At 48.0% G+C, this 24,458-nt stretch carries 26 protein-coding genes and 1 pseudogene; 16 read left to right on the top strand and 11 right to left on the bottom strand.

Annotated features, from left to right (window positions below; genetic code table 11):
- Positions 1-180: 180 nt before the first annotated feature.
- The 4 genes from R7V76_RS07760 to R7V76_RS07745 are packed head-to-tail and all read right to left on the bottom strand — an operon-like array spanning position 181 to position 4,085.
- Positions 181-1,203, bottom strand: coding sequence for an ABC transporter permease (locus tag R7V76_RS07760; protein ID WP_318091906.1), 1,023 nt, complete (start codon positions 1,201-1,203; stop codon positions 181-183).
- Positions 1,200-2,066 (bottom strand): ABC transporter permease subunit, encoded by an 867-nt coding sequence (locus R7V76_RS07755; RefSeq protein ID WP_318091905.1) that lies wholly within the window; start codon positions 2,064-2,066, stop codon positions 1,200-1,202. Before R7V76_RS07755 ends, R7V76_RS07760 begins: the two co-directional genes overlap by 4 nt.
- A 23-nt stretch (positions 2,067-2,089) precedes the next feature.
- Complete coding sequence (locus R7V76_RS07750) at positions 2,090-3,157, bottom strand: DUF58 domain-containing protein (protein WP_318091904.1); 1,068 nt, start codon at positions 3,155-3,157, stop codon at positions 2,090-2,092.
- A gap of 4 nt (positions 3,158-3,161) precedes the next feature.
- Complete coding sequence (locus R7V76_RS07745; RefSeq protein ID WP_318091903.1) at positions 3,162-4,085, bottom strand: AAA family ATPase; 924 nt, start codon at positions 4,083-4,085, stop codon at positions 3,162-3,164.
- Positions 4,086-4,310: 225 nt separating this feature from the next.
- On the opposite strand from R7V76_RS07745, the gene R7V76_RS07740 reads away from it, so the two are divergent.
- Entirely contained in the window at positions 4,311-4,925 is a 615-nt protein-coding gene (locus R7V76_RS07740; protein WP_318091902.1) for an NAD(P)-dependent oxidoreductase, read from the top strand.
- Positions 4,926-4,984: 59 nt separating this feature from the next.
- On the opposite strand, the pseudogene amyS reads toward R7V76_RS07740, so the two are convergent.
- Positions 4,985-6,447, bottom strand: a pseudogene (gene amyS / locus R7V76_RS07735) (alpha-amylase).
- 335 nt (positions 6,448-6,782) lie between these two features.
- Here amyS and R7V76_RS07730 point away from each other — a divergent pair.
- Both R7V76_RS07730 and R7V76_RS07725 read left to right on the top strand, forming a co-directional pair.
- On the top strand, positions 6,783-7,604 hold the full coding sequence (locus R7V76_RS07730) for an endonuclease I family protein (RefSeq protein WP_012369881.1): 822 nt from the start codon (positions 6,783-6,785) through the stop codon (positions 7,602-7,604).
- Between the two features lie 150 nt (positions 7,605-7,754).
- Positions 7,755-8,342, top strand: coding sequence for a YdcF family protein (locus tag R7V76_RS07725; RefSeq protein WP_318091901.1), 588 nt, complete (start codon positions 7,755-7,757; stop codon positions 8,340-8,342).
- Between the two features lie 38 nt (positions 8,343-8,380).
- Here the strand turns inward: R7V76_RS07725 and R7V76_RS07720 are convergent, their stop codons facing one another.
- Together R7V76_RS07720 and ytzI are read right to left on the bottom strand one after the other, a co-directional pair.
- Positions 8,381-8,938: a hypothetical protein gene (locus R7V76_RS07720; RefSeq protein ID WP_318091900.1), complete on the bottom strand. Its 558-nt coding sequence runs from the start codon at positions 8,936-8,938 to the stop codon at positions 8,381-8,383.
- Between the two features lie 131 nt (positions 8,939-9,069).
- Complete coding sequence (ytzI, locus tag R7V76_RS07715) at positions 9,070-9,240, bottom strand: YtzI protein (RefSeq protein ID WP_318091899.1); 171 nt, start codon at positions 9,238-9,240, stop codon at positions 9,070-9,072.
- Positions 9,241-9,361: 121 nt separating this feature from the next.
- Here ytzI and R7V76_RS07710 point away from each other — a divergent pair, with 121 nt between their 5' ends.
- Positions 9,362-10,465 carry a PP2C family protein-serine/threonine phosphatase gene (locus R7V76_RS07710; protein WP_318091898.1) on the top strand — a complete coding sequence of 368 codons (1,104 nt, stop codon included), beginning with the start codon at positions 9,362-9,364 and terminating at the stop codon, positions 10,463-10,465.
- 138 nt (positions 10,466-10,603) lie between these two features.
- Here the strand turns inward: R7V76_RS07710 and R7V76_RS07705 are convergent, their stop codons facing one another.
- Positions 10,604-11,539 carry a magnesium transporter CorA family protein gene (locus tag R7V76_RS07705; protein WP_012369886.1) on the bottom strand — a complete coding sequence of 312 codons (936 nt, stop codon included), beginning with the start codon at positions 11,537-11,539 and terminating at the stop codon, positions 10,604-10,606.
- Positions 11,540-11,659: 120 nt separating this feature from the next.
- On the opposite strand from R7V76_RS07705, the gene R7V76_RS07700 reads away from it, so the two are divergent.
- Positions 11,660-12,025, top strand: coding sequence for an Hpt domain-containing protein (locus R7V76_RS07700; RefSeq protein ID WP_318091897.1), 366 nt, complete (start codon positions 11,660-11,662; stop codon positions 12,023-12,025).
- 70 nt (positions 12,026-12,095) lie between these two features.
- Here the strand turns inward: R7V76_RS07700 and R7V76_RS07695 are convergent, their stop codons facing one another.
- Entirely contained in the window at positions 12,096-12,974 is an 879-nt protein-coding gene (locus R7V76_RS07695; RefSeq protein WP_214765352.1) for a chemotaxis protein CheV, read from the bottom strand.
- Positions 12,975-13,189: 215 nt separating this feature from the next.
- Between R7V76_RS07695 and R7V76_RS07690 the strand changes: the two genes are divergently transcribed.
- From R7V76_RS07690 to R7V76_RS07640, 11 genes are all read left to right on the top strand, one after another.
- Positions 13,190-14,629 (top strand): NADP-dependent glyceraldehyde-3-phosphate dehydrogenase, encoded by a 1,440-nt coding sequence (locus tag R7V76_RS07690; protein ID WP_318091896.1) that lies wholly within the window; start codon positions 13,190-13,192, stop codon positions 14,627-14,629.
- 177 nt (positions 14,630-14,806) lie between these two features.
- The gene (locus R7V76_RS07685; protein WP_318091895.1) at positions 14,807-15,793 is read left to right on the top strand and encodes an MBL fold metallo-hydrolase; all 987 of its coding nucleotides are present in this window, start codon (positions 14,807-14,809) and stop codon (positions 15,791-15,793) included.
- A complete protein-coding gene (locus tag R7V76_RS07680; RefSeq protein WP_318091894.1) occupies positions 15,777-16,535 on the top strand; it encodes an SDR family NAD(P)-dependent oxidoreductase in 759 nt (252 codons plus the stop codon). The genes R7V76_RS07685 and R7V76_RS07680 overlap by 17 nt, the downstream gene beginning before the upstream one ends.
- Positions 16,536-16,550: 15 nt before the next feature.
- Positions 16,551-17,744: an ABC transporter substrate-binding protein gene (locus tag R7V76_RS07675; RefSeq protein ID WP_318091892.1), complete on the top strand. Its 1,194-nt coding sequence runs from the start codon at positions 16,551-16,553 to the stop codon at positions 17,742-17,744.
- Positions 17,731-18,495: an ABC transporter permease gene (locus R7V76_RS07670; protein WP_318091891.1), complete on the top strand. Its 765-nt coding sequence runs from the start codon at positions 17,731-17,733 to the stop codon at positions 18,493-18,495. Before R7V76_RS07675 ends, R7V76_RS07670 begins: the two co-directional genes overlap by 14 nt.
- Positions 18,492-19,238, top strand: coding sequence for an ABC transporter permease (locus tag R7V76_RS07665; protein ID WP_318091890.1), 747 nt, complete (start codon positions 18,492-18,494; stop codon positions 19,236-19,238). The genes R7V76_RS07670 and R7V76_RS07665 overlap by 4 nt, the downstream gene beginning before the upstream one ends.
- Entirely contained in the window at positions 19,210-20,100 is an 891-nt protein-coding gene (locus R7V76_RS07660; RefSeq protein WP_318091889.1) for an ABC transporter ATP-binding protein, read from the top strand. Before R7V76_RS07665 ends, R7V76_RS07660 begins: the two co-directional genes overlap by 29 nt.
- Position 20,101: 1 nt before the next feature.
- A complete protein-coding gene (locus tag R7V76_RS07655) occupies positions 20,102-20,683 on the top strand; it encodes a CDP-alcohol phosphatidyltransferase family protein (RefSeq protein WP_012369896.1) in 582 nt (193 codons plus the stop codon).
- The gene (locus R7V76_RS07650; protein WP_318091888.1) at positions 20,680-21,273 is read left to right on the top strand and encodes an NUDIX hydrolase; all 594 of its coding nucleotides are present in this window, start codon (positions 20,680-20,682) and stop codon (positions 21,271-21,273) included. Before R7V76_RS07655 ends, R7V76_RS07650 begins: the two co-directional genes overlap by 4 nt.
- A gap of 135 nt (positions 21,274-21,408) precedes the next feature.
- Positions 21,409-21,945 carry a PadR family transcriptional regulator gene (locus tag R7V76_RS07645; RefSeq protein ID WP_114596260.1) on the top strand — a complete coding sequence of 179 codons (537 nt, stop codon included), beginning with the start codon at positions 21,409-21,411 and terminating at the stop codon, positions 21,943-21,945.
- 130 nt (positions 21,946-22,075) lie between these two features.
- On the top strand, positions 22,076-22,699 hold the full coding sequence (locus R7V76_RS07640) for a hypothetical protein (RefSeq protein WP_318091887.1): 624 nt from the start codon (positions 22,076-22,078) through the stop codon (positions 22,697-22,699).
- Between the two features lie 68 nt (positions 22,700-22,767).
- On the opposite strand, the gene R7V76_RS07635 is transcribed toward R7V76_RS07640, so the two are convergent.
- Together R7V76_RS07635 and R7V76_RS07630 are read right to left on the bottom strand one after the other, a co-directional pair.
- The gene (locus tag R7V76_RS07635; RefSeq protein WP_290830347.1) at positions 22,768-23,424 is read right to left on the bottom strand and encodes a type 1 glutamine amidotransferase domain-containing protein; all 657 of its coding nucleotides are present in this window, start codon (positions 23,422-23,424) and stop codon (positions 22,768-22,770) included.
- 68 nt (positions 23,425-23,492) lie between these two features.
- A complete protein-coding gene (locus R7V76_RS07630) occupies positions 23,493-24,347 on the bottom strand; it encodes an aldo/keto reductase (protein ID WP_318091886.1) in 855 nt (284 codons plus the stop codon).
- Between the last annotated feature and the right edge of the window lie 111 nt (positions 24,348-24,458).

The following is a 24,458-nucleotide window of genomic DNA, read 5'->3' as shown; positions in this document are numbered from 1 at the left end:
GTCCCGACCCAACAGGACTTTTAATCACAGACGACAGAGCAAACGGCTAGAACGGGCACCGAGAGGTGTCATGACCCAACCAACGGAGTTCGTGAGAACCGAGACTAGTCAATTTCAGGCTTTCACAAGCCCGTCACTTTCAAGCCCGTCACTTTAGTGATGGGTAATTGACACATCCTCCTATGATTTGATTGAAATGTCGACCGGATCAAACGGGTCGGATAAGCGGGCCGCCGCGGCTTCCGCGTCTGCTGCAGCAAGCGGGACAGAGGGAATCATTTGTTGTCGACGCAAGCGGTAAGCACGCTCGAGGCGGCTCGTCAGTAGATTGGCAAAGAACACGAGCAAAGCCAAAGCGATTGCCGGAACTAAAAATAGATGGTTGATCCAAGAGACGGCCGTGAACTGAAAGAAATAATAACCGAACTGGGAAGCCCATTCAAAAATCGTCGGGGCAGCATTGCCTTCAAACAAGACAAGTGTTCCACCGAAAAATATGCCGAACAACGAGAGATGGATCAGGACCATCAATGTCTGGACAAACTGTTGCATGAAGACAATCGTCAACGTCGGCAACAGATGCGGCCAGATGTGTGTCCGGAATTGATAGCCAGGACGCCCGCCGAGTGTCCGGGCGACAAGCATGAACTCTTGAGCGAGCAGTTGACGGGTTTCGCCGATGAAATACAGCACGAGTGCTGGTAAACCGAGTAACGTCAAAACACTGATTTCAAGGAAGACCCGTGAGAACGTCGACGGAATCTCGGCGGGATCGACGAACTGGAAAGCCGGTAACAGAATGAATAGTGCAATCAGCGAAATCGGCAGGATCAAGAAACCGTCTAACAGCAGTCGTAATGCCGTGTACAGCCGTTTCTTCCGAAAAGCAAGCGGAATACCAATCAGCAACGCGAGAGCGATTCGGGCGAAAGCGATGCTGACGCAAATACCGATCGTCCACTTGGCACCTTCAATCATCACCTGAAACAAATCATTTCCGGACCGATCCGTCCCGAGCCACCGCCCCGCAGACGGTTCAAGCGGCGAGGTGGCGATAAATGTGCCATCCTTTGAATAGAGATTCTGAATTTGATCGACCTGTCCATCACGAAATACGGAATTGGCAAAACTGAGTATCAGAAAGGTCCCGAAGAACAGCAGACACATCCAAAAGACGGGGTCACGCAGTAAAACACGTCTCATGAAATCTCTCCTTTCCACGAGCGGGGGATACAAAGTTCTGCCACTGTATCCAAAATGAAAAAGGGTACGTAAATGAGGAGCAACAAGACGAGTAATACCGAAAAATCTTGATTAATCAAGATAAAACGGAACAGTCCCTGGACGTTAAAAGCATACTCGATGACGACCAGGCTCGACAGAATCGTAATGGTGTTGGTCCGGAAAAACAGATAAAACCGATAAAACAGATTGGGCATCAAATGTTGCCAAAACAGTTGGGTCGAGTGCATGCCTTTAGCACGGGCCAGCTCCAGATAGCTCGCATGCTGTTCTTCCTGAATCCGACCGGTCAACCATTTGATGAAGAAAAAGACAGTCGTCAATGATAAAGTCAAAATCGGCAGGAAACGAATCGAGTCTGCGAATCCGCCGGCAATTTCAATTTGATTAAATCCGGTCGTTTTGAATAAAAAAACGATGATGGACTGGGAAACAATGATCCAAAATAAATCGGGAATCATTTCAAGGAGCCGGGCGGATTGTGTCAGGATGGAGCGGGTTTTGGAACCGGTCCGGTAAAACAAAAAGGCATAAAGCAACGCCACGACCGATGAACAGATCAGCGCACTGGTGAAAATGACGAGCGTTTCCTGGATGAACGGCTGGAGATCAGGCATCAGCGGTCTTTTTTCAGAAGCGGTGACATTGTAATAAGTCAACGGAGCGGAAGTCGTCAACAGACCGAGCTGTTGTTGGACCATTTTGAAATAGCCCGGAAAATCCGGCCGCATCTGAACGATTAAACCCGGCAGAGCGCTGATCCCGACTAAAACAAGAAAAGCAAATACAAGTTGAGTAGTTTTACGAATGATAAACGACGACATGTTGTTCCTCCTACACTAGCAATTTAACCGATAGCCTGAATGAGATCATTGCCAATTTGAATCAATTGACTGTTGCGGTGTTTCCGGCGTGTGACATACCGCTCGAATTGTCCGGTCGGAATATAGGTATCCCGCGTCGACAGTGTCGAAAGCGTCAATAGAATTTGTTTCAGTTGCGGCTGTCCTTCCTGCAACTTCAAATGAGTCATCCGGTTGTTTACATCCAGATGATTGATGAACAATTCAACCTTACATCCTTCCTTGATCAGTTCACTGACCAGAAAGGCCGTCTGATCAAGAAACGTCTCGAAATTCGTATGCAATCCGTAGCCGCTTGGTCCAGACAGATTCAAGGCGAGCGTGAACGTATCCTGGTTACTCGTTTCAAAGACTTTTGCCTGCAACCGGCCGGTTTTCGCTGTCGCATACCAATCAATTTCCTTGGATGGTTCTGACGTATACGGTTTAGCGCCCAGTTGAACCAGTTTGTTTTTCAGCGGTGAGTAGCGATCCGCGCGGTCCCCGATCCGCAGACGGTTTAACAGGAGCGGTGTCGCCTGTGCCGTCAACGAAGGAAGGACCGTAAATTGAGGAAAGTCATCAAAGGTAAAAAGATAGACACCCATCCGCCAAGGGAGCCGGATGGTTAATGTGAGTTCATCAAAATGAGCCGGTCCCCGCCGCATCGCCTGAATCGGAATCTCGAGTTGTTCGTCCGATTCAATGGCGGCGTGATAGGTATGCGGATGAAGCGGATCCATGTCGGGAAAAATCAGACCATCTTCCGTATGCAACCGCAGCGTGGTTTTTAACCCCAACTTTTGCAGGGCTTCGAGACCAAAAAGCTGCAGGCGTAATGAGGCCAATTCCTGATTAAACATCAACGGTTCGTAATGTTTCCACTCTAAGGCCATGTCCCGCCGTAATTGTTTTTCGGTCTGTCCGACGACATAATGGATGGTTCCAACGGCAGCAAATAGAAAACCGAGCAACGAGAGTCCCGGGATGAATAAGAAGACAAACGTCAAGATGACATAGACGGAAAAAAGCCGGCGCTCGAGCCAAAAAGGAACGGAACGTTCGATGTGCATCCTGTCACCCCATCTCGACCGGAACCGGGATATCGTCAAGGAGATGAAGTAACAAATCGGCTTTTGTCGTTTTGATACCGCCTTCGAGTGTCAGCGTCAAGCGGTGGGACAAGACATGTTTTGCCAAGTATTTGACGTCCTCCGGAATGATGAAATCGCGTCCGCTCAGGAACGCAAAGCTTTGTGATGCCCGAAGCAAAGCAATTGCTCCGCGGGGACTGACGCCGACTTCGACAAGGGCGTGATGACGGGTCGCTTGGACGATGGCGAGCATGTAATCGAGGACGTCCTGAGAGGCGTGGACACGGCGGGCTTCTTCCTGCCAGGTAATCAGGTCACCGCCCGTTGCGATGCCGATTGCCTGTTTCCGGACATTGGCCAAAACTTCGTTCAACAGTTGCCGTTCGTGTTCAAGATTCGGATAACCGACTTCGATCGCCACCATGAACCGGTCAAGCTGGGCGTCCGGGAGCGGGAACGTTCCGGCAGACTCAATCGGATTTTGCGTTGCGATGACAAAAAACGGAGCCGGCATCTGATACGTCGTTCCGCCGATCGAGACTTGACGTTCTTCCATCGCTTCGAGCAGAGCCGATTGGGTGCGTGGGACAGCCCGGTTGATTTCATCGATCAACACGACGTTCGCGAATAGCGGTCCGCGTTTGTTCTCAAATTCCTGTGTTTTCATGTTAAAGAAGTCGGAACCGATGACATCAGACGGCAGGAGGTCCGCTGTGAACTGAATCCGGGAAAAAGCACTGTCAAAACTGTTGGCAAGAGCTTTCGCGAGCATCGTCTTCCCGGTCCCTGGAACATCTTCGAGCAGAATATGCCCTTCGGCAATCAAGGCCGTTAAACACAAATCGATGACATCGGACTTTCCTAGGTAAATGGTATTGAGCTGGTCTTTTAATTGTTGTAGTTTCAATATGTACGCCTCCATATCATGAAATGAAATTCAAGCAGCTGTTTTGTCAGGAATCCAGAAAATAAATCAACTTAAGGAAAAAATATCCATTAATATTAACTGAATTTTAGCACAAATTGAAAACAAGAAGAAACTATTTTCTGTTTCAGGAAAAAAGACCGGACGATTACGGACTGAAGGGGAAGGGTACTTGAATAAAAGAACAGATAAAGGGAGGCAGTTTTTATGAAGCTGATTATTTTCGGAGCAACCGGACAAACCGGCCAGGAGTTGGTCAAACAGGCAATCGCCCACGGGCATACGGTGACGGCATTCGTTCGTAACCCGGATAAACTTGAGTTGACCGACGGAAAACTGCAAGTCATCGAAGGTGATGTACTTAATCAGGAAGCGGTGAATCAAGCTATGCAGGGACAAGAGGCGGTCCTGACAGCCCTCGGAACCGAGAGCCTGTCGTACAGCGGCTTTCTCGAGCGGAGTCTCTTACGAATCGTGAACGCAATGAAGGTGAACGGGGTCGAACGGATCGGTTATGTCGCTTCCGCCGGAGTCGATCAGGAACTTCCGGGTGCACAAGGATTACTCGCCCAACAAATTCTCAAAAATCCGTTAAAAGATCACCGGCAGGCAATCGAACTGTTGAAGCAGGCCGATGTCGCGTATACGGTCGCGCGACCGCTTCGATTGATGAACGGTCCCTTGACCGGTTTGTATCGTCAGGCGGAGGTTGGTGTCCCGGAACAGGCGAAGCAAATCAACCGGGCGGACGTCGCCCACTTTTTACTCGAAGCGATCGAACAGGACGAACATGTCCGGAGCAGCATCGGACTGTCTGAATGATCAAAGCCGATTTTCAAAGGACGGAAAAAGTCCTTCGGAAATCGGCTTTTTGTATGAGCTTACTGCTGACGGTATACGGAAACCGAGCCGCCGTTGACGAAGAATTGACCGTAGCCGTCCTGATTGATCGTGACGGAAGCGGTGTTGTTACCGGTGATGTCCGTCCAGACTTCACCCGGTCGGTCACACCTTCACGTGTCCAGCCGATCACGTCCGCATTATCGAGATAATCGTTTTGTTTTCCGAAGGCAAAGTCTTTCCGCGCTTTTAACAACGGATCGATTTTAGAGGCAAGCGCCGGAATTTCACGGTTCGACGTGCCTTTCGTTCCGTAGTAATCACCGTAGAAGACCGATGGATATCCTTGTTCGCGCGTCAGAATCATAGCGTAAGCAAGCGGTTTGAACCATGATTGTACCGTCGACTCGAGCGACTGTCCGGGTTGGGAATCATGGTTTTCGACGAGTGTGACGGCCTGGACAGGATTGCTCTTGACGAGGGTACCGTCAAAAATCGTCCGCATGTCATAGTAGCCGCCGCCTTTACTTGCCTGCTCGAACTTGTAATGAAGCGGAGCATCGAAGACTGATTGCTGATAGTTCGTCCGGCTCAAATAGTTTTGCAGCGTCCCGAGATCGTTCTGCCAATATTCAGCCACCGTGAATAACGGTTTTCCGGTCGTCTGACGGACGTTTGCGAGCCAGTCGGCAAGGTAACCGTGTTTGATATGCTTGACGGCATCGAGACGGAATCCGTCGAGACCGAGTTCGTTGACGTACCATTTGCCCCAGTTCTTCATTTCCTGCTGGACTTCTGGGTGATCGAAATCAATATCGGCATACATCAGGTAATCATAGTTTCCGTTTTCGGTCGAGACATCGGTATCCCACGCTTTTCCGGTTCCGCGGAATTTATAGATGGCACTTTTCGAACGGGATTGATCCCAGTCCGTTCCGTCGAAGTGATACCATTTCCATTTAAAGTTCGAATAAGTATTGTTCCGCGCGGCAAAATCAAATCCGGTCCAGGCTTGAATTTGATAATCGCCAGAGATTTCCTGATTCCGGTTGCTACCGTTGACTTCGACGGCTGTAACGGCTTCCGTGAAATCCGCTCCGCCTTTATGGTTCATGACGACATCCCCGTAGACGTCGATGCCGGCTGTATGTAGTTGGTTGATCGCCGTTTTGAGTTGAGCTTTCGTTCCGTATTTCGTCCGGACGGTTCCTTTTTGATTAAATTCGCCGAGATCGTATAAATCATAAGCCCCGTAGCCGACATCATTTTGTGTGGTTCCTTTATAAGCGGGCGGAATCCAGACAGACGTGATCCCGAGTTGATCGAGTTTCGTTGAATCACTGCCGAGACGATTCCAGTGGTTGCCGTCATTCGGGACATACCATTCGAAATACTGCATCATCGTACCGTTATCCGCCGTTGCACCTACTGCAATCGGTTGCACAAGTGGCGCTAGAAAAGTAGCGGTCGCGAGGGTCGCGACAATCAAGCGTTTTTGTTTCATGAAAAGACCTCCTGTAAGTTTATGAAAGCGTTTGCATTTACAGTATATCAACTCTTGAAATTTAACGTATCATCCGCGGCGTTTATTTCTAAACATCTTGTTTTCGTGACTTTTGAACCTGGAATATTTTTTTGATAGAAGAATCATCGATCGATTGACCTGTTCTCAGGAAAAAAACAGGACCATCGGACTCTTGAACAAGGAGATGAATTTTGATTCAGTTTTATTTGCCGGATTTCAAGGTCTTTTGTCCAGCTTCTCAAGAGGTAAAAGGAGGTGTAAAAATGAGGAGGTAAGACGAGCTCGTACATATGTAACCAAGGGGGAAACACAGTATGAATTGGAAGTCGAAAATCAGCGGAGCGCTTGTCGCTGCACTCGCACTCGGGTCAATTTCGTTTACACCGGTTATCGCTAAGACAGAACCGACCAAAATCGTTGCCGGACCGCAGATGGTCACGTCACAATCGACGATCGACGCGTATTATCTGCCGGCGTCAGGTAAAACAGGGGCAGCACTAAAAGCTTCGTTACATGACATCATTGATAACCATACACAAGTATCGTATGACACGGTCTGGACTGCTCTGAAGGAAACGGATCAAGATCCAAACAATGCGAATAATGTCATTGAACTGTACACGGGGAAATCGATTGCGAAGAGCAATAACGGCGGGAACGTTGGTCAATGGAACCGTGAGCACGTCTGGGCGAAGTCGCACGGTGATTTCGGAACAAGCAACGGACCCGGAACGGATCTGCATCATCTGCGCGCTGAAGATGTTGTCGTCAACAGTGCCCGGGGGAATCTTGATTTTGATAACGGCGGCACGAAGTATGCCGGTTGCGACTGTTACCGCGACAGCGATTCATGGGAACCGCCGACACGTGTCAAAGGCGATATCGCGCGTATGATCTTCTATATGGCTGTCCGTTATGAAGGTGGCGGTGAAATTGATTTGGAAGCATCGGAAAATGTCAGCAACGGTGCGAATCCACTCCACGGAAAACTGTCGACGCTGAAAGCCTGGAATAAGCTTGATCCGGTCGATGCGACGGAAATCAGACGCAATGACATTATTTTTGAAAAGTGGCAAAAAAACCGGAATCCATTTATCGATCATCCGGAATACGTGACATCAATTTGGGGAAATTAATGTCAGATACATCTGAAAGAGACACACCGATTTTTTCGGACGTGTCTCTTTTTTGACTGAGAAAACGATGTGAAACCTTTTTTTGGATCCGGCGTATAAAAAGAAGTGAAAATTAAACGGCAGGACTTTTACCACTGAGGGGACATAATCGTGAAGAAAACATTTAAACATATCATACGCCGTTTTTATAAGGCCGGTCTTGGATTACTCTTATTGCTCACCGTATTTTGGTTCAGTATCGGTTGGTTCGTCACGAAGGGGGAACGACCGCTTGCAAACGGCAAGCATCCGTATGTCATCGTGCTTGGAGCCGGTGTCAAAGGAGAGACACCTTCGTTGATTTTAAGTAACCGGATTGAAGCGGCTGCCCGGTACGGAAAGCAGTTCCCGGACACGACATTTATCTTAAGCGGCGGACAAGGGGACGGAGAAGCGATTTCGGAAGCGGAAGCGATGCGACGCGGGATGATTCAAGCAGGAATCAGCAAAGAACGTTTGTTGTTGGAAGATCAATCGACTTCGACGACCGAAAACCTGACGTTTTCAAAACGATTGTTGCCGGCATCCGAAAACCGTGTCTCGATTGTGACGTCGGACTTTCATTTATACCGGGCCCGTAAAGAGGCAGCACAAATGAATCTGAAGACCGACGCGATTCCCGCTGCGACACCACTGTCTGGTGTGTTGCGATACGGCATGCGGGAGCGTGTGGCGATTGTCGTAAAATATTTTCAGTAAAAAACACCTTTCCGGATAACCGGAAAGATGCGTCGAATTTATTTATTGAGTTGCGAATCATTTTGTTTAGAGTCATCTTGATTGGAGTCGTTTTGATGAGTGTTGTTCGGTTGATGCTCAGGAGGTGCTTCTTCTTTTCCGAGCGCCACGTCTTTTGCTTCAACGACTTTGCTGCTGATCGAGTTCAGGTCACCTTTCGCTTCATTGACAGTCTCTTTGACCGATGAAGCGTCTGATTTGACCGTATCGAGCTCTGTGTTGACTTTATCGTAGACGTTTTGAACGTCTGATGCGACTTCTTGGATGATGCTTGAAGCGCTCTTCACTTGGTTGATGACTTGTGATGCTTTGCCTGACGGATCTTCTTTAATTGATGAAGCGAGCGTCGAGACCGAGTCTTTCGCGCCGCGCAGGCTTTGTTTCGTATTTTGACGGCTCGACGAACTGAGTAACGTCAGGAGACCACCGACGACTGCGCCAAGCAGCATTCCTGTAAGTAAACTGACTTGACGACCAGATGAAGTTTCCTGATCGAACTGACGGTTCGGGTTTTCGGCGTGGACGGCATGTGGATCGTTTGGTAAGTTTGGTTGCATGATTGACACTCCCTTAGAATATGATTTGACCATGATAGGAATATACCCTTATCTCACAACTAAAAACATGCATTTGTAATACAACAAAAAGACCATCCAATGATATGATGGTCTGAGACGGTCTGAATGTCTTACGGTCGATGTTCATCATTGTGTTTTTCAGATAATTTACGGTTGATTTCATCGTAATCGATTTCGATGTCATCTTTATTGCCTTTGTAGCCGTAACCCTTTGAAATCACAAGGATTGAAGCGACTAAGACGAAGACGATGATTAGAATGGAGACGACATAAAGCCACATGATCCATTCCTCCTTTCATTCTTCTTTAGTATGACGGAAAAAGCATCTTTCGTCTAAACGAAAATGTAAATTGTATGCTAAACTATTTTCAATGAATATATGGATAGAGTGAGGTGACAACATGAGTATACTGGTCGTAGATGATGAGTTTACGAATTTAATGATTTTAGAACGCTTGCTTGAAAACGAAGGGTACGATGTAGTCAAGGCGATGAGCGGGGAAGAAGCGATGGAGCTGATGGAAGATCCAATGTTCATCGAGACGCTGGATGTTGTGTTACTTGACGTTGAAATGCCCGGAATCAGCGGTATCGATGCGACACGCTTAATTCGTAAACGCTTTGGTTTGGACGAGTTACCAATCGTCATCGTATCCGGTCGATCAAATGAAGAGGATATTGCGGATGGACTGGATGCCGGTGCTTCCGACTATACGACAAAGCCGATCCGGAAAACGGAGCTGCTCGCCCGTGTCCGGAACGCGATGTCGCTCAAGCAGGCGATCGACGCCCGGAAGCGGTATGAAAAGGTATTGCAGGAAGACTTTGATTTAGCACAAAAGCTGCAACAGAGTGTCTTGAGTGCCAATATCGAGGACGAAGACATCCGGATTATGGCGACGTACATTCCGTCGAAAAAACTGGCGGGTGATATGTATGCCTGGTACCGGATTTCGCCGCAAAAATACGGTATCATTCTGTTTGATGTCATGGGACATGGTGTATCCTCCGCTTTAATCACGATGGGAATGAGTTCGATTTTATTTGAACTCGTACACCGTATCGGAGATCCTGCGAAAGTCCTTGAGGAGTTAAACAAACAGATGAGCCGTCTGTTCCCGGGCGATGAAACAGAAATTTACTTTACGGCCGTGTACTTGTACATCGAACTGGATGAAATGAAACTCAGTTATGCCAATGCCGGGCATCCGCCAGGCTTGTTGCGGATGGGGAATCAAATCATTCCGCTTGAGAATACGGGACTGCCGGTCGGAATGTTTGAAGATTCGGAGTATACGAGCCAAACGATTGACCTTGTTTCGCCAGGGTGTGTCTACTTGTATACCGATGGCTTTATGGAATTATACAGTAAAGGCATTGATGAAGGTATCAGTGCAATCCGGGAATTGATTCAGGAACAAGGACCGGCGATCCATCAATTGATTCAACCGGATCAAAGTGATGATGCGGACGATTTATGTCTCGTTACCGTCGAAATCAATTAATTAAATGAAACGATAAAAAAACCACGTTCCTTTGATGAATTTAGCCGGAGAGAGCTGAAGAGACAATCGTCTCCGAACTCTTTTTCAGACTAAAGCATTCAAAAGGAAGTGGTTTTTTATGAAGCTGACGGATTTTAACTAAAAGAAACGGCGGCGCCATAAAATAAAGGCAGCCAGCCCCGAGAAGAAAATCATCATGCCAAAGACAATCCAAAAGCCGATGACTTCGCCTTCCCACGGCACATGCACGTTCATCCCGAACATTCCGGAAATCATCGTCGGAATCGAGATGACAATCGTGATGGATGCGAGAAACTTCATGACGAAGTTGACGTTGTTTGAGATGACGGAACCAAACGTATCCATCGTAGAACTGATGATATCTTTATAGATTTGAGCCATTTCCATAGCCTGACGGTGTTCGACGAACACATCTTCGAGTAAGTCCTCGTCGTCTTCATGTTTTTCAAGACTCGGCGTTTTGATGATGCGATCGAGTACTCCGTCGTTTGACTTCAAGGAAGTCATGAAATACACGAGTGATTTTTGTAAGTTCATTAATTGGAAAATTTCTTGATTTCGCATGGAACGTTGCAGTTCTTCTTCGAGCTCATCCATCCGACGGTCAATTTGCCGTAGGAATCGAAGATACGACGAACTGACTTTATAGAGGATTTGAAAGACGAACCGGGAACGGTAATTCGTTCGGAACGCGCGGAGTTTCCCGCCTGAGAACAACGTCAAGACGTCCAGCTGTTGCGAACAGACAGTGATGAAGTGTCTTGAGGTCACGATGATACCAAGTGGAATCGTATTGTAACGGCGTCCGGATGATTCTTCTTCAATATAAGGAACGTCGACGATCATCAACAAACCTTCATCATCTTTCTCAAAACGAGGTTTTTCCTCGACATCAAGCGGGTCATAAATAAAATCCTCAGGAATTTTCGTAGCAGCGATGACTTGATCGGCTTCGTCTTTTGTCGGATTGACAAGATGAATCCAGGAACCTTTCGTAAACTCCTGAATTTCGTTGACTGCCCCCGTCACATCACTTCGATAAATCGTCAACATTGTCTATCCCTCCTGCTCTTCACTTTTTTATTATAGGAATACTCTATAGACCGTGTAAATGATTCTCAGATTTTTTTTTAAAACGATTAATGATAATATAGAAAAAGAGGAGGGGAAAAGATGCCTTTTTTTAATGAAAAGAAGTTAGAGGAACTGCGTTTGATTGCCGGTGGCGATGATGTGTTCTTACAAAAAATCGGTGAGACGTATATTGCCCAGTTTGATCGGAAGTTTCCGGAATTGAAGGAAGCGGTCGATGCAAACGATGCCGAACAGACAGAAAAATTAGCTCATTTACTTAAGGGTGCCTCCTATTCCGTTGCGGCGGATGACTTAGCGGATGATTTTGAATTACTGGAAAAAGAGGCGGAAACAGGTTCAGTCGTTAATGCGACCGACGTCTTGCTCCGGATCGAGGACAGTATGACAAGGTTTAGAAAAAACTGGCTGGATGTGTTTCTCGGAAAAAACAGTGATTTTGTTTAAAATAAAAAATATCTAAAAAAACCGTTTCCTGATCAGACAGGAGACGGTTTTTTGTTTAGGAAAATAGTGATTACAGGACATATGTATCGACGGTTTCAATCAATCGACCAATTTCCGGCTTCGTAATCTGGGCGTTGACACCAACAGACTCACCTTTATGGCGGAGGTCATCCGAAATCAAGGACGAGAAGACGACGATCGGTAAATCCGTGTAACGGTCATCTTCACGTAATCTTTTCGTCAAGTGCAGTCCATCCATTTTCGGCATCTCGATATCGGTGATTAAGAGATCACAGTTGCTGCCTGCCTCAAACGCATCGAAGGCATCCTTGCCGTTGATAAACCACTTCAAGCCGTCATAACCGGCTTCTTCCAGCGTTTCGATGATCAACGTCCGGAGCATTTCCGAATCTTCCGCAATCCAGATGGTTTTATTGGAGCGGTTGCGGGGCGAAACACGACGGCCTTCTTCACGGGCGAAGATATCCTTGCGTGACAGCTCGAGCGCAATTTTCTCATAATCGAGCAAGATGATCATCTTGTCTCCGGTCTTAACGACACCATTCGTTAATCCTTCGATCCCGCGGGCAAGTTCGTTTGGTGTATCAATCTGTTCCCACGAAATACGGCGGATTTCCGTTACGGAATCGACGCGGAGGACACTCTTTTCACCGTTAAACTCACAGATGATCAACCGGTCGTCTGTCGTTTCCTCATGGGCGACGCCGATGACCGTCGGTAAGTCGATGACCGTCATGACTTCACCCCGGAGTTCAATCAAACCTTTGACGGCATCCGGTGTGCCGGGGAGAGGTGTCATCGGTAACGGAACGATGATTTCCCGGACTTTCATGACATTGATGCCGAACGTGTAAGGTCCGCAATGAAAAATAACGATTTCCAACTCATTTGTTCCAGCTTCTAATAAAATATCGTGTTGATTGTACACGTAATCGAGCCCCTTTCCATCCTGCACTACACTTCTGACTAGTTATCGGCAGAAAAAAGCAATTCTTCCACCGCAAAAAGAATAAAAAAGTTGTTGAAATCGCTTTCATTTTATGTTAAGCAAAAAGTTTGGCATTTGTCTGACCAATTGATTACAATAGGCTATGCAGCCACACACTGAAGTGAGAGAGAAAAAATAAATGGAGGTCGAGTGGAATGACTACAGCAACAACATACACATACTTATTAGACGGGCAATGGCAGGAAAGTGAATCCAATGAAACCATTGAAATTTCTTCGCCTTATAAAGAAGATACAGTCGGTCGTGTTCAAGCGATGACAAAATCAGAAGTAGACCGGGCAATCGCGTCTGCTAAAACAGCACAGGCAGAATGGGCGAAAGTCCCTGCCAATAAACGCGCTGAATTGCTCCATGCTTGGGCAACAGAACTCGAAAAGCGTGCGAACGAGATTGGCGAAGTCATCATGCGTGAAGTCGGTAAAGGGCTGGCTGACGGAATTAAAGAAGTCAAGCGGACGGCAGAAATCATCCGTTACACAGCAGAAGAAGGTCTTCGTTTTGACGGTCAAATGATGCAAGGGGACTCGTTCCCAGGCGGAAGTGCAAAAAAAATCGCCATCATCAAAAAAGCGCCGCTTGGTGTCGTCCTGGCGATTTCACCGTTTAACTACCCGGTCAACCTGGCAGCAGCGAAACTGGCACCTGCCTTGATGACAGGAAATGCCGTCGTCTTCAAACCGGCAACACAAGGTTCGATCAGCGGGACGTTAATGGTCGAAGCCCTTGTCGCAGCAGGATTGCCGTCAGGTCTCGTCAACCTCGTGACAGGACGCGGTTCGGTCATCGGAGATTATTTGACGGCTCACCCGGGTATCAACATGATTACCTTCACAGGCGGAACAGCGACGGGACAACACTTGTCACGTCAATCAGCGATGATTCCGCTCGTCCTCGAACTCGGCGGAAAAGATCCGGCGCTTGTTCTTGAGGATGCCGATTTGTCATTAGCGGCAGACCACATCATCAGCGGTGCGTTCTCGTACTCTGGTCAACGCTGTACAGCCATCAAACGGGTATTCGTTCTTGAACCACAGGCGGATGCGTTGGTGGAAGAATTATCAGCCCGGATCGCGAAACTGACAGTCGGTTCACCGGAAGACGAAAGTGTTGTCGTTCCGTTGATTGATACAAAATCAGCTGATTTCGTTGAAGGTTTGATTACAGATGCGAAAGAAAAAGGCGCAACGCTTGTCACAGGCGGCAACCGGACAGCGAACTTGATTGAGCCGACATTATTTGACCATGTGACACGCGATATGCGTATCGCATGGGAAGAGCCGTTCGGACCGGTCTTACCTGTCATTCGTGTCAACTCGGTTGAAGAAATGATTGCTTATGCGAATGAATCGGAATACGGCCTTCAAGCCAGTGTCTTCACGGAAAACATCGATGCAGCATTCAGTGTCGCGGATGCGCTTGAAACAGGTTCTGTCCAAATCAACGGTCGGACGGAACGTGGTCCCGATCACTTCCCGTTCATCGGCGTTAAATCATCGGGTCTCGGTGTTCAAGGTGTCGGACGAAGCCTCGCTTCAATGACACGTGATAAATTAACCGTTCTGAACTTAAAATAAGATAGTTTGATCCAAGCGACCTTTCATCTGCGGAAAGGTCGCTTTTTTGCATCCAACGGACGGTATCTTGCGTATTCTTTTTAAAGGTTTAACGGTTTGAGGGCGACAAAGTTTGCCGCTGCCGCTTCTTTCTCTCTATAATGAAGGAAACCATCCAGAGAGAAGAGGGGTTTACCGATGCGACAAGAGGATGAAATCTTTACGTTACCGATTCCGACACCATTCCCGGTCGGAGATATCAATTGTTATGTGTTACGGACCGATTCGGAAAATATTTTAATTGATTGTGGTCCGGATACGGAACAAGCCTGGCAAGCGATGCAGGACGGTCTCCAAAAAATCGGGATGACGGTTTCGATGCTCGATAAAGTGATCGTGACTCACCACCATGCGGATCATGCGGGGCTTGCTTACCGTTTTTCTGAACAGGGGATTCCGATTTATGGACATGCACGACTGCGGCCCTACTTAGAACAAGACCAAGCCTTTTTGAGCAGAGGGGATGACTTCCTGCAACGATTGGCCTTGTCGTTCGGAGTACCGGACGATATACGGGCACTTTTACCGAGTTACTTATCGGCATTAAAATGGCTCGGCAAAGGACAACTCGATCATGTCCTGCAGGAAGGCGATGCGATTACGGCGTCAGGCGCGTATCGGATCATTGAACTGCCGGGTCATGCAAGCGATCAAATCGGCATTCTCGGTCAATCGGGTGTCCTGTTTGCAGCCGATCATCTGTTGGCGCGCGTTGAACCGAATCCGTTGCTGGAGCAGCCGCAGCCGGGAGATGAATCGGATATGAAACGACCGGTCCTCGCGTACATGCGCTCTCTCCGTAAACTGCAGGGCGAACAAATTCAGATTGCCTACACCGGGCACGGCGAACCGATTCGCGATGTTCCGTCCTTAATCGAAGAACGTCTGTTACAACGGAAAGCGCGCGGTGAACAGTTGCTGAAGCATATCACAGATTCCAAAACGTTGTTTGAGCTTGCGCAAGTGACGTATGGGAACCGGTTGAAGAAATCGTTCCCGCTTGTCATGAGTGAGATGAAAGCCCGTCTAGACTACCTTGTAGCCAGCGGACAGATCGTTGTCGAAAAACAAGACGGGATTTTACGGTATACGAGAAAGGGCAGTGCACATGAATCTCATCAATAAGACAGTTGTCTTGACCGGTGCCTCGAGCGGTCTCGGGGAAGCACTCGCTTACGAGCTGAACCGGCACGGGGCAAATTTGATTTTAGTCGCCCGGCGGGAAGATCGGCTGAAACAGATGGCGAAAACCCTTCAGGCGGAATACATCGTTTACGATTTAGAACATTCACCGGAGCATCTGGCTGATCAAATCGCCGAACGGTATGGCATGATTGATGTACTAATCAACAACGCCGGGTTTGGGGAGTTCAGTTTTTTGAAGGACACGACGATTGAAACCATTGAATCGATGAACCGGGTCAACGTTCTAGCTCCGATCCGGTTGACGAAAGCCTGTCTTCCGCTGTTTCGTCCGGATGGCATGATTGTCAACGTGGCAAGTCAAGCCGGAAAATTGCCTACACCGAAGTCGAGTATTTATTGCATGACGAAAGCGGCGTTATATCAGTTTTCAAATGCATTGCGTCTCGAACTGAAGCCACAGGGTCTTCATGTCATGACTGTCAATCCGGGACCGATTGCGACGGAATTTTTTGTCCGGGCGGATCTCAGCCGGAAATACGAAAAAAACGTTGCGAACATCGTCCTGTCAAAAGAAAAATTAGCACGAACGGTGACACGGGCCATGGTCCGGGAAAAACGCGAGGTGAATGCGCCGTTTTGGATGGAAGGTTCGGCAAAGGCCTACGGATGGTTTCCACGGGTCATTGAATGGCTTGGGAAGTCAGGCTTCGATAAAAAATAAAGGGGATTTTCACACATGATAAAACAGATGACTGCCATCGCAGCAACAGGACTGCTCCTTGCCGGATGTGCCTCTCCTGCAGCACCGGTCCAGGAGAAAGTATTAGGATCGTCCTATACGTCAATTGCGAAAGACGCGAATGCGACGACCGTCCGGATGTATATGTGGGGCGGCGATGAGGGGATCAACGCCTATATCGATGAGTACGTGGCACCAAAATTAAAAAAAGAGCACAAGATTACATTGAAGCGGGTTCCGATTGAAACAGCCGACTTGATTCAAAAACTGCGGGCGGAAAAGAAAGCCGGGAAAGAAACGGGTGTCATCGATGTCGTCTGGATCAACGGTGACAACTTCCGGAACGCCAAAAAGGACGACTTGTTATACGGTGAAATCACAAAAGTGTTGCCGAACATGAAATACGTCGATCCGCAGGCGCAAGGATCGGACAGCGGAACACCGACGGATCATCTCGAAGCCGCGTGGGGAAAAGTTCAATACACGTTCCACTACGATCAAACCAGTGTCAAAAATCCGCCCCAAGACTTGCAGGAACTCAAAAGCTGGGTCAAGGAAAATCCCGGAAAATTTACGTATCCGGAAGTGACGGACTTTACAGGGAATGCGTTTGTCCGTCACGTCATGTACGGGCTCGAGTCGAAAGAGACGTTAAAGGACCCGAAAGCGAACTTTAAGAAAACATGGGCGTATTTAAACGAATTGAAGCCTTATTTATGGAAAGAAGGTAAAACGTATCCGAAGACGCTCGCTCAGCTTGATCAACTGTATGCCAAAGGCAGTGTCGCCTTCACGATGGGCTTTAACGAACGACGGGCTGAACAGGAAGTAAAGTCAGGGACATTCCCGAAAGAGACACGTCCGCTGATCTTAAAAGACGGTTCCATCGCGTCGACCCACTTCCTGTCGATTCCATTTAACGCACCGAATCCGAATGGAGCACTCGTTACGATCAACACGTTATTGTCACCGGACGCCCAACTCAAGAAATTCGACGGTACTTACTGGGGAGACGGCACGAGCCTCGATTTGACGACGGTAAGCCAGAAGGAACAGCAGGCGTTTGAAGAGGTTCCGGCAGCGGAATCGACACCGAAACCGGCAGCATTTGAGGGGAAAGTCCGTGCTGAACTGGATCCGGCCATCTTTGATATGATTCGGAAAGACTGGCCGGAACGTGTGGCGCGGTAATGCCTGGCCTGCAACGCTGCTGATTGTCGGCATGGTCGGATACGGTCTGTTCATCAGTCTTTCGATGACGACTTGGGGAGATTACAAGCAATTGTCCGCAGATCCGGTATTTTTGGAAAGTGTCGGCATCAGTCTCTATGTCGCAGTCAGCAGTACCTTACTGGCTGTATTGATCGGGGCAGGATTGGCAGGTTTTTTTGCCAGACAAACGGGATGGGCTGCGCAAATCCTGGCCGTCCCGTTATTTTTACCCCATCTTGGTGCAGCTTATCTAGCCATTCTTTACCTGAGTGATTTCCCGGTCATTGGTCCGCACGAGGTGAATCAATTCAGTATCATCTTGACGTATCTCTACAAGGAAATCCCGTTTGTCTTTTTCTATTTACTGCCGGTCTACCGGCGTCTCGACCATCGCTATGAAGAACTGGGATTGATGCTCGGTTTGTCACGGATAAAACGGTTTTGGCACGGAAAAGGGGTATTTTTGCTGTTTCCTGTTCTGGAAGCAGCCTTTATCGTTTTTGCCTTCACCTTGTTTGCTTACGAAGTCCCGGCGTTGCTCGGTGTGACGTATCCGAAGCTGATTGGCGTCTATACGTTTGATTTATATACGCAAGGCGATTTGTCCCGTCAACCGGAAGCATTTGCCATCAGTGTCCTCTTGACCGGCATCCTTTTTTTGCTGTTATTGCTGTTCACACGAATGATTCGTCCGTTAACGGAACGGATCAGTAAGGGGCGAATCGAATGAGGAGACGAATCATAACAGGAGTGACAGGATTACTGATCCTCGTTCCATTGCTCGGATTGATTCCGTCGACCTGGACTTGGAATCCGCGGTTGTTTGAAACCTTGGCAACGACGATTTCGATGATTGTTGCCTTGACGCTGCTCAATCATTCGATCGGCTATATTACTGGAAAGGCAATTGCGTTCCGCGCGGGACGACTCATCCGCTCGATGGAACTATTAATCAGTTTACCTCTCTTTTTACCGGTTTTATTATTGTCGTTTGGTCTTTATCTGACCTGGATCCGGTTAGGGCTTGCCGATCAATTTGTCGGAGTGCTCCTGGTTTTACTGCTTCCGACGTTACCGTATACGATTCGGATCTATACGAATGCGTTTCAGGCACTGGGAGAACAGATGATGGAGCAGATGGTGTTGATTGAACCGAGCCGTATAAAACGATTTGTTTTTTTGACAGGCCCGATGATGCGTTCTGCCATCCAATCTGTCACGCTGCTCGTAACGGTTATTGCCTTGAGCCAATATGCGCTCGTCACCTTAATCGGAGGCGGTGTCGTTCAAATGATCGCGCTTGAAGCGTTTCCGCTTTATTCCGGAAATTCTTTGATTGCAGCGAAAGAAGCGACGATCTGGCTGCTTGTTTTACCTTTTTTGATTTATTTTGTGCAACTCATGCTGCTCGAAGCATGGGTGCGATTAGTTCGGAGGCTGTTAGATGGACGTTACGATTCAGCACGTCAATAAACGATTTGGTCAGAAACAAGTCTTGCAGGGCGTTGATTTACGCATTACGTCGGGACAATGTGTCGCTTTGGTCGGTCCGAGCGGAAGCGGGAAAACAACACTGTTGCGATTGATTGCAGGTCTTGAGAAAGTATCGGATGGAAACATCCGTTTCGGAGAGATCGACATGACACATGCTGCTCCGAATCAACGGGGAGTGACGATGTTGTTTCAACGTCCGTTACTGTTTCCTCATTTGACAGTCGGTCAAAATATCCGTCTTGGTATGGCAAAAGGTCATCATGAGGATTTGCAACAATGGTTGGAGAAAGTCGGATTAGCCGGTCGGGCAGATGCTTTTGTCCATGAACTGTCCGGCGGAGAACAACAACGGGCCAGCCTTGCCCGGGCGTTGGCCAGCGGTCCGAATTTTCTGTTGCTCGATGAACCGTTCTCGAGTCTCGATTTACCGCGCCGCCGCGAACTGCGGACGCTGATCCGGCGCTTGACGGTCGCGGAAGGCGTGACGACGTTACTTGTGACGCACGACCGTGAGGAAGCGATGGCGATGGCGGACTATGTCTACGTAATGGAACAAGGACAAATCATTGATCAGGGACATCCGGTGGAATTGGCGGAAAAAAGTCCGTTTTTCGGAGACGGCGTGTACCTGGACGGTGATTGGTATTCGTTATCGGAAGTGAAGTTGGTCTTAAGACCGACGAATGGATTACAGGAACGTGTTACGATTACGAAAGAGCTGACGCAGTACGGTGTTCGTTTTTATGAAGTCGAACGCGAGACAGGTGAGCGTCTTGTTGTTCAAACGACAGAGACTTTCCTTGAAAACGTGACAGCTTATCTTGTGAGAAAGGAGGGGTAGTATGTTAGATACACGCGCAAGAAGAGTCGTCCAGCCCCTTTTTGAGCAGATGGCGACCTTATTAAAGAAGATGGGGCTTTCCGCCAACCAGGTCACTATCATTTCCGGCATCATCGGTGCCTCGACCGGTTTCTTTGTGTATAACGATATGACGGGAATTGCAATTTTATTATTATGGTTGTCCGGAGCACTCGATGTCGTCGATGGAACGATGGCACGCCGGGAAAAAACGACACCAATCGGGACGATTCTCGATTTAGTGCTCGACCGGATTGTGGAATTATCCGTTCTGATCGGGATTGCCTTACGTTTTCCGGAGACGCAAGTCGTCATTTTATTACTCGTCGCCTCATTCGTGATTGGTATGACGATGTTTCTTGCGATTGGAGCGGTCAGCGAAAATTATGGATTTAAGTCATTCCAGTATCAACCGGGCCTTGTCGAACGGACGGAAGGGTTTCTTTTTCTGACTGCCATGTTACTGTTTCCAAGTGCTATCATCTGGATTGCAATCCTCTTTTTGATTGCTGAATTGTATACGGTCGGCGAGCGGTTTTATCAAGCTTCGAAGGTGTTGCGATGAGCGAATCAGAACAGTTAATGGTCGTTGATTCCATCGGTCAACCGCTGTATCCGGCAACCCGCAAGAAAATCCACCGAGAGGGATTGTGGCATGAAACGTTTCATTGTTTTGTCATCGATCTTGAGGAAGGCCACGTGATCTTGCAACAACGGGCGAAACAGAAAAAAGATTTCCCGGGACTGATTGATATCACGGCTGCCGGACATTTGCTCGCAGATGAGACGCCGAGGGACGGAATCCGCGAACTTGAAGAAGAGATCGGTCTCGTCCGGCAGTTTGAGCAACTGTTTCCACTGGGCGTCTTCTTGGAAGAGTTGATACTCGGGGACTTAAAAGATCGTGAACGTGTCCATCTGTTCCTGACAAATGAATCGATGCCGCTCGAACGTTACGTGTTGCAAACAGAAGAAGTCAGTCGATTGATTGCCTTACCATTTTCCGAGTTTGACCGGCTGACGGATGAGACAGCAGAAACGTTTAAGACCGTGGATCAAGAAATCATCCGCCGCGATCAGTTCGTACCGCATCCGTCTGCCTACTTTAGACGTGTGAATGAAGGAATTCAAGCATATCGTGTCCAGCAGATATAACGAAAGGACTGTCATGCATTTTTATGCGGCAGTCCTTTCGTTTTTTTTACGGTAAAGCTAGGCAAAAAGTAGCATAATGGGCATTTCTTTGAGATAATTAACAATATATACATTTGATGAAAGAAGGTGCAGCCAGTGGCGTTACGATTTGCATTGCTCGGACTGCTAACTCAGGGAGAAGCGACCGGATATGATTTAAGTACGACGTTCAAAAAGCAGATGACCCATTTTTGGACGGCGCATCATACACAAATTTACCGTGAATTGTTGAAAATGGAAGAAGATCAGCTTGTGACCAGTGTGTACATCGTCCAAGAAGACTTACCCGATAAAAAGGTTTATTCGATTACGGAAGAAGGTCAAACGGCACTTGTCGCCTGGTTGCGTGCGCCAAGTGAGTTCAAGCCGAAGATGAAAGATGAGAACTTGATGCGAGTATCCTTGCTGCATCTGTTGCCGCCGGATGAAGCGATTTTGTATTTGGAAGAATCGAAGCGGCATCACCAGTTTGCCGTCGATATGATGAAGGTCTGGCGGAAAGATCATTTAGAAAACGGGGCAACGCTCGGGGAAACCTTGACGAGTGAATACGGCTTACGCATGATGCTGAATTATCTCGACTGGTGCGACTGGGCGATGGAAGAAATAAAGAAAAGTCAGGCGAATGTCTGAACCATACAGTGATATCATCAATCCTTTGTCAAAACAGGGGATTGTTTTTTTGCGTCGTCAAAAGAGCATTCGAGACAGACGATATGGTACAGTAAATGAATTGTAAAGGGATTAGAGGAGGACTACGAACGTGAGTGTATTTACAGATTATGAAGAATGGTTGGATGAAGTCACGGATGAGATGATTGAACATCAAGTCCATTACGCTGTCGCAGAATTAAAATTAGGCGGAGAAATCGGTGACTACTATGAAGAATCCGGAGTGATTGACCGGTTTGTCACGCAACAGTTGGTCTGGTTATCGTTTGAGGAAATGGAACAGATTTTAGATGAAGCGGGAGAGCTGAATCTTGAAATCGTAGCAGACGAAGCTGAATCAGATGTGCAACGGTCACAAGTCAAACAGATTCTGAAGCAATCGATTAAACAACAGCTGGTGTTGAAGTCGCAACCGTTCGTCGCGACACGTCTCGAACAATTGCGTCAGGAACATCCGTCTGTCAAAGATCAGCTTGAAGAAGTCCGTTCAGCCTATGATCAAGTCGATCAGCTGTTGAAATCGGGTCCGGAACCGACGATTATTCCGAAACGGTGGTACCGTCGGGAACGGATTGTTCCCCGTGCCTTCACTCCGGCGGAACAAACGAGTTTAGAGCAGGAGCATCTCAAGCTTTCGCCACAGTACGAAACACAAAAACAGAAGCTTGAAGAACTGAGTCGTGAAATCGCAGCGTATGAGCGGGTTTTACCGTAAAGTTAAAACAACACAAACCCCTTTTCGGTATCTGTACCGAAAAGGGGTTTGTTGCTTGCAGGATTAAGTTAGACAGTTGCGAGCTTAGCAATGACAAGCTTAGCGACGGCTTCACTTGAAGCAGGGTTTTGACCTGTGACGACATTACCGTCGATGACAGCAAATTCTTTTCCGGCATCTGAAGTCAGGAAGGTTGCTCCTTCACCGCGTAATGTAGTTTCAAGCAAGAACGGAACTTTGTCTTCGAGTCCTGTTGATTTTTCTTCTTCGTCCGTGAAGCCGTTGATTTGACGACCTGATACGAACGGTTTTCCGTCAATCGTGACATGTGCAAAGGCAGCAGGTCCGTGGCAGACTGACGCGACGACGCCGTCTTTTCGGACCATCGCTTCAATGGCACCGGCAACGAGCGGGTTGTTCGGGAAGTCGACGACTGCTCCGTGGCCGCCTGGGAAGTAAACAGCGTCAAATGAAGCAGGATCGACGTCTGCGAGTGGCGTCGTATCGTGCAGGGCACGGCGTGCTTCCTGGAATTTAGGCAGGATTTCTTTAACCATTGATGCTTTATCAATCGGTACGTCGCCGCCTTTGACCGAAACGACCGTGACATCATGACCGGCTTCTTTAAACAGGTTGTATGGAGCAGCAAACTCCTCGAACCATAAACCGGTTTTGTGACCGTTCATTTCGTCAGCACTTGTAGATACGATTAAAATTTTTGACATGATAAAAACTCCTCCTCTGTAATAACGTTACAAAGAAGAAGTTTCCCTTCCGATAAAATATTCAAACCTCACCGGTGTTCTGTGTACGTGTGGACCGGTAGAAGCGACAAGACATGTGCGATCTGTTCAACAGTCAACGGTTCCCGCATCGCCTGCAGATTCGCCTGCAGTTGCGACACGCTCGATGCGCCGGGCAACACGATATCGGCTTGCTGATCAACAGCCTGCAGAGCCATGGCAGGAAGCGGATAATCCTGTAACGTCGACAGGACATGTTCCAGCTGCTCCTTGTCGTATTGTTCAAACCGGTCAACCGATTGAAGACGTGACATGCTTTCCGTCGTCAGAAGACCTTTCGCGAGCGGTCCGCGGGCGACGAGCTTGATGTTGCGTTCTTGCAACCGCGGCAATAACTCCTCGATCCGACGGTCGAGCAGCGAATACGGTGTCATCAAATAACTGAAGTCACTGTGGTCAAGCCAGTAATTGATGACGTTCGGACGGAGGGACGAAAGTCCGTATTCTTTAATCCGTCCTTCTTCCCGCAAGTCTTTCATGGCACGAATCGAGGCATCCAGATCGTCTTCCATCGTTCCGCCATGGACATAATAGAGATCGAGATACGGTGTTTCGAGACGGTTCAGACTCTCAAAACATGCTTTTTTCAGGTAGTCGTAACTCGGGTCCCACGTCCAGCCGGTCCCGGTGTCATTCATCCGGTTGCCGCCTTTTGATGCCAAAAAGATCCGGCTGCGGTCTTCCGGTGAAAATGTCTGTCCAATCAATGACTCGACTGCGCCGTTGGCATAGACATCCGCCGTATCGAAGTGAACGATTCCTTCGTCGAGCGCTGTCCGAAGAATTTCGGCTGCTTCCTCTTGACCGCGTTTTAAAATCGTCATCGTACCTAAACCTAATGTCATATCAATCCCTCATTTCTTTCGACTGGTGCTACTGTGTATCAGTTTAGCATATTTGATCCAGGATGTTCCCGGGTGGATTTGTACGGAATGGGCATTGCAATGGAAAAGAAA

Origin of the sequence: Exiguobacterium artemiae (genome assembly GCF_033342815.1) — a bacterium.
GTDB classification, from domain to species: Bacteria; Bacillota; Bacilli; order Exiguobacteriales; family Exiguobacteriaceae; genus Exiguobacterium_A; species Exiguobacterium_A artemiae_A.
The sequence above is the reverse complement of the archived record's forward strand: the minus strand, read 5'-3'. Positions and strand labels throughout refer to the sequence as shown.